The organism is Microcystis sp. BLCC-F209 (assembly GCF_041928595.1).
Taxonomy (GTDB): domain Bacteria; phylum Cyanobacteriota; class Cyanobacteriia; order Cyanobacteriales; family Microcystaceae; genus Microcystis.
On sequence record NZ_JBHFLL010000196.1, the window covers coordinates 1 to 9,203 of the forward strand.

At 43.3% G+C, this 9,203-nt stretch carries 10 protein-coding genes and 1 tRNA gene; 5 read left to right on the forward strand and 6 right to left on the reverse strand.

The window, feature by feature from the left end; translation table 11 throughout:
• Positions 1–157: 157 nt before the first annotated feature.
• The 3 genes from ACE1AQ_RS12675 to ACE1AQ_RS12685 form a co-directional block, all read right to left on the reverse strand.
• Positions 158–1,108, reverse strand: coding sequence for an NAD(P)-dependent oxidoreductase (locus ACE1AQ_RS12675; protein ID WP_008200758.1), 951 nt, complete (start codon positions 1,106–1,108; stop codon positions 158–160).
• A 419-nt stretch (positions 1,109–1,527) separates the two neighbouring features.
• Positions 1,528–2,592 carry a uroporphyrinogen decarboxylase gene (gene hemE, locus ACE1AQ_RS12680; RefSeq protein WP_008200757.1) on the reverse strand — a complete coding sequence of 355 codons (1,065 nt, stop codon included), beginning with the start codon at positions 2,590–2,592 and terminating at the stop codon, positions 1,528–1,530.
• Positions 2,593–2,785: 193 nt separating this feature from the next.
• Positions 2,786–3,841 carry an ABC transporter ATP-binding protein gene (locus ACE1AQ_RS12685; protein ID WP_008202718.1) on the reverse strand — a complete coding sequence of 352 codons (1,056 nt, stop codon included), beginning with the start codon at positions 3,839–3,841 and terminating at the stop codon, positions 2,786–2,788.
• A gap of 123 nt (positions 3,842–3,964) precedes the next feature.
• On the opposite strand from ACE1AQ_RS12685, the gene ACE1AQ_RS12690 reads away from it, so the two are divergent.
• Both ACE1AQ_RS12690 and ACE1AQ_RS12695 read left to right on the forward strand, forming a co-directional pair.
• Positions 3,965–4,645 (forward strand): hypothetical protein, encoded by a 681-nt coding sequence (locus ACE1AQ_RS12690; protein ID WP_110544949.1) that lies wholly within the window; start codon positions 3,965–3,967, stop codon positions 4,643–4,645.
• Between the two features lie 54 nt (positions 4,646–4,699).
• Positions 4,700–4,781: transfer RNA gene (locus ACE1AQ_RS12695), tRNA-Leu, on the forward strand.
• Between the two features lie 116 nt (positions 4,782–4,897).
• Here ACE1AQ_RS12695 and ACE1AQ_RS12700 read toward each other — a convergent pair.
• Positions 4,898–5,776, reverse strand: a complete 879-nt coding sequence (locus tag ACE1AQ_RS12700) for an Rpn family recombination-promoting nuclease/putative transposase (protein WP_374808526.1) — start codon at positions 5,774–5,776, stop codon at positions 4,898–4,900.
• 332 nt (positions 5,777–6,108) lie between these two features.
• On the opposite strand from ACE1AQ_RS12700, the gene ACE1AQ_RS12705 reads away from it, so the two are divergent.
• Positions 6,109–6,879 (forward strand): Uma2 family endonuclease, encoded by a 771-nt coding sequence (locus ACE1AQ_RS12705; RefSeq protein ID WP_008202710.1) that lies wholly within the window; start codon positions 6,109–6,111, stop codon positions 6,877–6,879.
• 36 nt (positions 6,880–6,915) lie between these two features.
• Here ACE1AQ_RS12705 and ACE1AQ_RS12710 read toward each other — a convergent pair whose 3' ends face one another.
• Together ACE1AQ_RS12710 and ACE1AQ_RS12715 are read right to left on the reverse strand one after the other, a co-directional pair.
• Positions 6,916–7,125 (reverse strand): hypothetical protein, encoded by a 210-nt coding sequence (locus ACE1AQ_RS12710; RefSeq protein ID WP_110544951.1) that lies wholly within the window; start codon positions 7,123–7,125, stop codon positions 6,916–6,918.
• A gap of 109 nt (positions 7,126–7,234) precedes the next feature.
• Positions 7,235–8,002 (reverse strand): PEP-CTERM sorting domain-containing protein, encoded by a 768-nt coding sequence (locus tag ACE1AQ_RS12715; protein WP_110544954.1) that lies wholly within the window; start codon positions 8,000–8,002, stop codon positions 7,235–7,237.
• 354 nt (positions 8,003–8,356) lie between these two features.
• Between ACE1AQ_RS12715 and ACE1AQ_RS12720 the strand changes: the two genes are divergently transcribed.
• Both ACE1AQ_RS12720 and ACE1AQ_RS12725 read left to right on the forward strand, forming a co-directional pair.
• Entirely contained in the window at positions 8,357–8,662 is a 306-nt protein-coding gene (locus ACE1AQ_RS12720; RefSeq protein ID WP_232306194.1) for a hypothetical protein, read from the forward strand.
• Positions 8,663–8,712: 50 nt separating this feature from the next.
• Positions 8,713–9,000, forward strand: coding sequence for a DUF6516 family protein (locus ACE1AQ_RS12725; protein WP_008202702.1), 288 nt, complete (start codon positions 8,713–8,715; stop codon positions 8,998–9,000).
• Positions 9,001–9,203 lie beyond the last annotated feature (203 nt).

The following is a 9,203-nucleotide window of genomic DNA, read 5'->3' on the forward strand; positions in this document are numbered from 1 at the left end:
CTAGGTTCTGTGTGATAAGTTTAATTGACATAGGATCGATCGATCTTTGTGTCCTTTGTGTCTTTGTGGTTCGTTCCACCCCCTCGCTCTTGAGAAATGTATCTTAGAATACATTTTACCCACCAAAGCTGGGAGAGCCGATATTTTTCTGTTCCCTCTACTTAGGGTTTTTTCGGGGAATTCCTCGCAAAGCTAAAACATCATCGAGGGTGGAACAATAGTTTTTTAAACCAAAATCAGCAGGAGTATAGGTTTTAAAGTGGGTGAAGTGGCGATAATTCATCGCAAAGCGGTCCCATGCTTCCATCTGCAAGTTAAAAACTTTGATAAAAAAGTTAGCAATGGTTAAAGATAAAGGAATGCGAAAGTAGATTTTTTTATTTAAATAAGTACAGATTTCCTCCACTGCTTGGTTAGCTGTTGTCCGTTGATTGCCTAGGACAATTTTGCTTTCTGGTGCGGGATTTTCGATTAAATAATTCACCACTTGAGCTATATCTTTGGCATGGATAAAATGAAAACTGCCATCAGCTTGAAACCAACGCACTAAACCGATATATTTCAACACATCCGGTAAACCACCATAGATATGAGAATAGGGTTTATTTTCGTCACCACCTAAGACAAAAGTGGGGTATAAAGTGATAATTTTATCGGCAATTTCTAGGTCAGTAAATTTGCTATAACAAATATATTTGGTGCGGATATAATTAGTTCCTATTTCCCCAGCTTCGGGCAAAAGTTGATTATTTTGATTGAGAATACTGGCAGTAGAAAAATAGAGGACTTTCTCGCAGATTTGAGCATCTAAATAACTAATTAATTCTAGGGTTTTTACCACATTAATCTGATAACTTTCCTCCTCTCCTCCCCAACTGGTAGCGATTAAAACCGCTATATTCATTGTTTTTAAAAGCTCGGCATATACCCCAATATTTTCCATATCGCCTAAAAGTATATGAACATTTGATCGCCCTTGGTAAGTAAATTTTAACTTCTCGGGATTACGCAATAAAAAATATAATTCATAGTCGGGATTTTCCAGTAAAATCTCGGCGATATAATGCCCAATACAGCCACTCACACCCGTTAGAAATATTTTTTTCATTATTTTAATTGATCCAGCAGAATTTAGGGGACAGTGTGAAAGTAAAAAGTGAGTCACGGGTTCGGATTTTGGAGAGCTGCATCTAAACTTTGCAGAAATATCAAAAATGAGTAATGGTCAGTGACTCTTAAATTATTACAAATATATCAGCAGCTGCGTGTAAGCATCCCACAAAAAAACTAATGCGCAGGGGGTTCGGGGGAGGCGCTTCGTCCCCCGACGGGGGGTTTGGGGGGTAGAACCCCCCAAGAGTCTGGATTGGAAACAAACAACCTAGAAAGCACAGTTTTTTAACAGAAGTTATCAGAGAATCCCAACTTAGTAGATTTTAAATTATGGGATGCACTCTTAGGTGTTGGGTGTTACAGACGATTTCCTTACCTCCTAACCCCTATTCCCTAAACCTTGATCACGACATCCTAGGCGTGAACTGCTAATAATTGATCCGCTTGTTTAGCAGTTTCAAAGAAGAAACGCACGTTATCTTCAGGAGTTCCCACCAAAACACCATGACCTAAATTAAGAATATGACCTTGATTACCCGCTTTACGAATAGTATCAAGAATCCGCTCGCGAATAAAGGACTGGGAACCGAATAAAACCCCCGGATCGATATTACCTTGAACCATCATCGATTTACCTAAACGCTGTCTCGCTTCCGCCATATCCACGGTCCAATCGACGCTGACAATATCAACCCCCGATTGAGCCATTCTTTCCAAAACGCCGGCGCTGCCACTAATGTAGAGAATTAACGGTATATCGGGATGGGTTTCTTTCACCAAACGAACTACTTTTTGTTGATAGGGTAAGGCAAAAACATCGTAATCTTGGGGAGTTAATTGACCCGCCCAAGAATCGAACATTTGTACTACTTGCGCCCCACAATCGATTTGATAACGGACATAGGTGGCGATCATATCCGCTAATTTATCTAAAAATTGGTGCAGTACCGAGGGTTCCGAAAAAGCCATCCCTTTAATCACAGAATAACTTTTAGAACCTTTCCCTTCCACTGCATAGGCTGCTAAAGTCCAAGGCGCTCCGACAAAACCGAGGACAGTGGATTTATTTCCCACCTCTTGACGCAGGGTTTTTAAAATCGTTTTGATAAAAGGTAAAGACTGATCGGGATCGAGGGGATTAAGTTGGTCCACCTGCGCTTGAGTACGAATGGGAGAATCGATAATCGGCCCCTTACTTTCGATAATATCAAAGGGAATACCAATTCCCGCCAAGGGAGTGAGGATATCGGAGAACATGATCACCCCATCCGGTTGAAAAGCACGCCAAGGTTGCAGGGAGATTTCGATCGCTAGATCGGCATTTTCCGATCTTTCCCGAAAACTGGGGTATTTATCCCGCAATTCTCGATAAATCTGCATATAACGTCCTGCTTGTCTCATCATCCACACGGGAGGACGGGGTAAGATTTCTCCTTTGGCAGCGCGTAATAAATAAGGTATTTCAGGGGAGTCAGTCATATCACGATGATTATTCTATTGCCTTTTCTACGGTATCATCCCCCGTACAGCTAATTTTTCTGGTTTTTCCTTAAGAATTGTTAACGAAAGTTATCCCCCCACCTCCCCATCTCCCCAGCTTCCTATCTCCCTTGTTCCCCTACACCCCACACCCTACACCCCACACCCCTTAAACAGGATTTAGTATCAGTTATCAGTCGGCAAATACACGGACGCTATCGGGAATAATTGATAGTTTTACCTTTGTACCGATGTCTAATTGGGTGTTAATCGTTGTTCTAGCGTGGATTTGGCTGCCGGTGGCCGTTAGCAGACAGTAACGGTACTCCCGCCCCAAAAATTGGCGATCGCAAATAACCAGATCTCCCGTCTCATCCGGTTTAATTTTGACATCTTCCTCTCTCAGCATCAATTCCCCTTTGTCCAAATCTTGACCATCGGGAATTTCCCAGAGTCCTATCTCGGTTTGCCATTGTCCACCCTTCCGTCTAGCGGGGAGAAAGTTAGCTTGGGTGACAAACTCGGCCACGAATCGCGAGGCCGGATGACTATAAATTTCTTCGGGATTGTTAATTTGTTCTAATTTTCCTTGACAAATGACCGCAATTGTGTCACTGATCACCATTGCTTCCTCCCGGTCGTGGGTGACAAAAATGGCTGAGATACCAGTCGCTTTCAGGATATGACGGATCTCGTGCCGTAAGCGTTGCCGGACCTGCACATCGAGATTACTTAAAGGTTCATCTAAGAGGATTAAAGAGGGTTTTGGGGCTAAAGCGCGGGCGAGGGCGACTCTTTGCTGTTGTCCTCCCGATAGCTGATGGGGATAACGTTTTTCTAGTCCTTGCAGTCCGACTAAATCCAAAGTTTCCGCCACCCTAGCGTTAATAGCTTTGCTCGATAATTTCTCCCCAGAATTTTTTAACCCAAAGGCGATATTGTCAGCGATGGTTAAATGGGGAAAAAGAGCGTAATCCTGAAAAACCATGCCCGTATTGCGTTTTTCCGGGGGAATAAAGGTTTTTTCGTCGGCAACTATTCGCCCCCCCAATTCAATCACTCCTTGAGATGGTTTTTCAAATCCCGCAATCATCCGCAGTAGAGTGGTTTTCCCGCAGCCCGACGGGCCCAATAATCCGAGAATTTCGCCCTCTGTTAAACTAAAACTGATATTATCGACAGCTAGAGTAGGAGAAGCGGGAAAACGCTTGTTAACCTCGGATAAACGCAGAATTACAGACTTTTTCATGGTGGGAAAGACAATCGCCCAGTCAGTGGCAGGGCCATTTACTTAAGAATTATTCCTAATTAGTTCACTATTATTGTTTATAACATCTCAATGGACTAATTAGGAAACTTTCTCAAAAATTTCATGCTCACACCTGAAGATATTATTCTCGTTCCCCGGGGGGCCGAGCATAGCTCAATCCGTCGAGGATTAAGGAAAATCGGCGATTTAGCCCCGCAAATTATCCCGATTAACCTTGGCAGTCCAGAATTCCTCGACAGTTCCCCAGTCTCTAGGCAATCTCTAGAATTTCTTAATAAGTTTACAGGAAAAATTGTGCTGATGGGATTAGCGGGCAGTCTCAGCGATCGCTATCGGGTCGGAGATGGGGTAATCTATCAAGGTTGTGGCGCAGAAAAGGGGAGTTATTGGCAGTGCGAACCAGAAATAACCGCAGAAATCGCCCAATTAACCGGATATAGTCTCGTTAAAGGTTTAACAAGTGATCGCCTGATTAGCCAGTCCGAGGAAAAACGACGTTTAGGACAGGGTGGCTATGAAGTGGTAGATATGGAAGGAGCAAGGATTTTAGCGGCTTTACGCGGGCAAAAAGTGGCAATTGTGCGCGTGATTAGCGACGAGGTGACACAGGACTTACCCGATTTAGCCCCGGCAATTGATAATCAAGGTCAGCTGCTACCATTGCCCCTAGCTCGACAAATGTTAATCCGTCCTCTCCCGGCCTTCCATTTGATTCAAGGTTCCCTAAAAGGTTTATCCGTACTAACTCAGGTGGCGCGAAGGTTGTGCGGCAGTAATTTTTAAAATTTGCTTGCAGATTATTTTTTTTCTGTGCTATAATGGTTAAGCTAAAATCAAGCGGATGTGGTGGAACTGGTAGACACGCACGTTTGAGGGGCGTGTGGCTTACGCCTTGCGAGTTCGAGTCTCGCCATCCGCATAAACTTTTATCTGCCCTCTGACAAGAATTGCCCTTGTCACCTATCGTCAGGGATGGATATTTGGCCATCAAAATTTCCCAACTCATCCTTTCAGGTGGCTTAGGTTTGACTAAGTTTAGTTAAGCGGTTGCGAGGGGCTATTTAGCCAAAGCACTAGGTCGTTTAAGGTTGTAAAATCCAACAAGGCCTCAGCTAAGGACTCTAATTGCTCGATTTCTAAAGCCTGAATTCGGGCAGCCAACACCTCATCCACTGCACCAAAGCGACGTTGCAACAGACGCAAAATCAGGGCAGATTCCCCTTCCAGTCGTCCTTCCAGTTGTCCTTCCAGTCGTCCTTCTTCCTTGGCTTCACGATATACCCTTGTATCTGCCAATTGTAGTCCTAGCATTGCTTCCACCTCCTGCCGACTCAAGTTAGTAAATTTATAGACCATAATTGTGGCAATCATTTCTATTATGGCGCGACTGGCTTCTGTATCTGCAATTTGCTCTTGGGTTCGTGCCAGTAAATAGCGGGCTTTTTCTGGTGCTTGGGTTTCTTCCACAGTAGTGAGTACCATTAAGGCAACTCCTAGGGGTAACTGCTGAATTTCCCCTAATTCGTTCAGATAAATTCGATGCACCTGAGGACAATTGAGCAGCGCCCGGTAGGGATGGGCATTACTTTGTTCTAGGCTGCGGGTGGGATAGATGACAACAATTTGCCAATCGGCAAATCGTTCTCGCTGACGATAAAAATACAAAAATGATTCACCAAAAACCCTTTCATAGAGTCGTTCGTCTTTTTGAAATTGCACTTCGCAAAAATAGATTACCCCGCTACTATCATTATCGGGTGGCAGGAATACGCCATCGATCTCAAATTTGGGTTCTTTGACGGCTACGGAGTCAAAGCGGTATTCGGTGGCATTATCTGGCGGGTTTTCCAGTAAATCGAAGAGAAGGGAGGGGGATTGTTGAAAAAGCCGGTAAAATATCGAGTCTCGTTTCATGATGATCGGGATTGCACCTAGCAAGCTTTCCCGATCTTCCCATAAAACCCCCCAAAAAAAGAGAGAGGAAACCCGCGTCTCCTCTCCTCTCCCTTGAGACATTATTTTCCAGCTTTGCGGACAGCACCCCTGATTTATTCTCCCCTTTGACTCTTGCATGAGTGCCTGAGTGCCTCTCCTAACCAAGAAATTAATCAGGTTGATGACATTAAAGAAAGCCTTGATCCGAGTTTTGATGAAGTGCTTTGAGAAATCGCAGAAAAACAACGAAATCTAAAACCGTAATTTTCTGTTAGAATTGGCAGTAATTAAACACCACGCTTGTAGGAGCTATGGTTAACCTCACCTATAACAAAAATTGCCCTCTTCCCAGTGCCGAAGAATTACCCTCTTCCGACGAAACTCCAGTGGACAATCAGTTACAAAATGATATTCCCAACCTACTGCTAAATTTATTAGCCTTAATTTGGTCTGGTCGAGATGATTGGTATTTTGGGGTAGATATGGCTGTTTATTATAATCCAGACGAATCAGCTTTTGTCCCCGATGGTTTCTTAGCAGTTGGAGTCAACCATGATACGGGAGAAAAAGGTCGGTTAAGCTATGTTTTGTGGGGGGAAAAGTATATCTTGCCGATTTTGTTTTTAGAGGTAATTTCCGAGAAATATAACAGTGAGTATGAGGAGAAATTTCTAAATTACCAAAGCCTGGGGATTCTGTATTATGTAATCTACAATCCTTTCAGTGGCAGAAGAGGAAGATTTAAAAACCGACAAAGATTAGAAGTATATAAATTAATCTCAGGAAAATATCAACTTCTAGAGAGTGAGAATAATCGAGTTTGGTTGCCAGAAATTGGCTTGGCGCTGGGTTACGAGAAAGGAGAACATATTGCCTGGTATCGGGAATGGTTATACTGGTATGACCAGTCGGGAAATCGCTATCTAACGGCTGAGGAAAGAGCGATGAACGCAGAGGCGATCGCTGCTCAAGAACGGCAAATTGCCAATCAAGAGCGCTTGGCGAAACAAGAGGCTGAACAAAAAGCCATCCGGCTGGCTGAAAGGCTCAGAGGGCTTGGAATTAACCCCGATGAAGTGTAAGGTCTGACTTCTCCAAGATATCAACAACAACCCGCATCACAAATCATCTTTTAACGATGCCATGAGTGCGTCGTGTTCCGCAGCTGTTATGCCAAGAGTTGCGGCCTCGTGCTGTAATTTTCTGGCAATAATAGATAAGCTGGGACGACCCACCATAAGGCGGACAATTTCATCATCCGGTATAAGTGCCAGTGCTTCCCTAATTTCTTTGGCCGTGCCTTGGATTACTGTTGCTTGTGTAGTCATGATTTTTTATCATTCTAGGGCGAATCCTAGCATAATTCGTGACTGAGATGCTACTCATAACCCCCAAAAAAAGAGAGAGGAAACCCGCGTCTCCTCTCCCTTGTAGGCATTATTTCCTCGCTTTGCGGACAGCACTCCCTAACATTAAACCGCCCAGTGTGATATAACCAAGAAGGCTCGCGGGTTCGGGGACCGGAACGGGTGCGGGCTGATTTCCGGGCACGGTCAACATACTCGACATCGCATATAATCGATAATTAGAGAAATAATCGGGAGATGAATATGTGATCCACTGATTAGTGGTCTGATCAGCCCGCCCCACGACCACGTACTGGGAATATAATCCGCCCAACTGAGAGGAGTCGTATCCGGTACCGTTGCTAGAAGATCCTGTCCAAACAAAATCTGCACTAGTTGTAACATCGTTAGGTTGTAGATTTATGCGGTGTTGGAGAGACCCATCCCAGAAATCGGCATTATTGTTGGCCACCCGGTTGCCATCTATCAGGTAGATGGGAACACCCGTACTCGATGGATTAGTACCTGTATTATCACGGGCATCGATGGATTCGGTAGAACCGATCGCCTTCCAAGTAATCGTATTAAGGTCAAATCCTGCCCCATTTAAAGCCGTATCGAGAGCCGTATCAATCCCTGGGGTTCCTCCTGTGGCTTGATTGGTGACAAAGGTATTGTAGGGGCCGATGTCGAGGGAAGCTGCATCCCGCGTGCCAGCAGTCACAAACACTAAACGATACTGAGCGCCCGGGAGCAAGTCAGTAGGGACGACCACCAAAGCAGCTTGTGCTGCACCAGCCGTTCCTAGAGTGGCTGCTAGGGCAACCCCGGATAGAATGCCGAGTTGTTTTATTTTCATCAAAAGAAAAGGGTTAATGGTAAATGGTTTGAGTGCGTGACATTTCCATTCGGGTTAAGCGATAGCGCAACCCAAAACAATGACCAGCGAACCTAACAGTCAAGAGGGTACACACTTCCCCCCCCACGTTGTATCAAAAGCTACAATTTAATAAATCTTTACATTCCTCTCCCCCAGGGCTGACGCTTGCTAGAATAAAAACCCGCTTGATTTGTGGTAATGAGACAGCTTATGTTAGATTTTCATCTAAGTAGGTGGGTGGAATTAAATATAAAATGAACGTAGGTTGGGTTGAAGCATGAAACCCAACGCCCGATTATGTTACGCTACCGCTAACCCATCCTACAAATAATTGTGCCTACCTACTTATCTGTTCAGCCTGAAACAGAAAAACGCCTTAAAAAGATTTTAAACTCTATCAAAGATCAAGAAAAATTTGCCCAAAGCATTATTGATTATCAGATTGCCGAATTACAAAAAAGCAATTTGAATCTAAAATTAGATTTAGCAGCTCTGGAAAAACAATATAAAATGACATCCCAAGAATTTTATCAGCAATTTTCTCAAGGTATTTTAGGAGATGAATCGGATTTTATAGTTTGGTCTGGACTATATGAAATGCTTCTTCAAAACGAGGCTAACCTCCAGGAATTAAAATGATTGAAGCCTATTTTTTGCAAATCGAAAAAACCATTTGAGAATTTCCCAATGTGAGATATTTATCACTGACCAAGAAAATTTATAACGCAAGTCAAGGCTATATTAATGGTTCAATTATTTTTGAGAATAATCATCGCTTAGACCTTGTTGAAGTAAAAAATACTGACACAAAACCAAAGATAAAATATCGCTATCATTACATGAACGAAGCTCAAGTTATGATCTTCCGTTATGATAATGCACCCCACCATGTTGAAATTGTTAGTTTTCCCCATCATAAACACGAGGTTGATGACATTAAAGAAAGCCTTGAGCCAACTCTTGAGCAAGTGCTTTGAGAAATCGCACAAAAACAGCGCAATGTAAAACCGTAATTTTCCGCTAGAATTAGCCTTAATTAGGACTTGCTGAATAATGGTAAAACCCTTTTAAAATAAGGTTTTTGACCTGTTAAAATCTGATGTTAGTGCAAGAAAATAGGATTGGGACATTCAAAAACCTTGCATTATTCTCCTCATAGTACATAAACTGGTACAAAAAA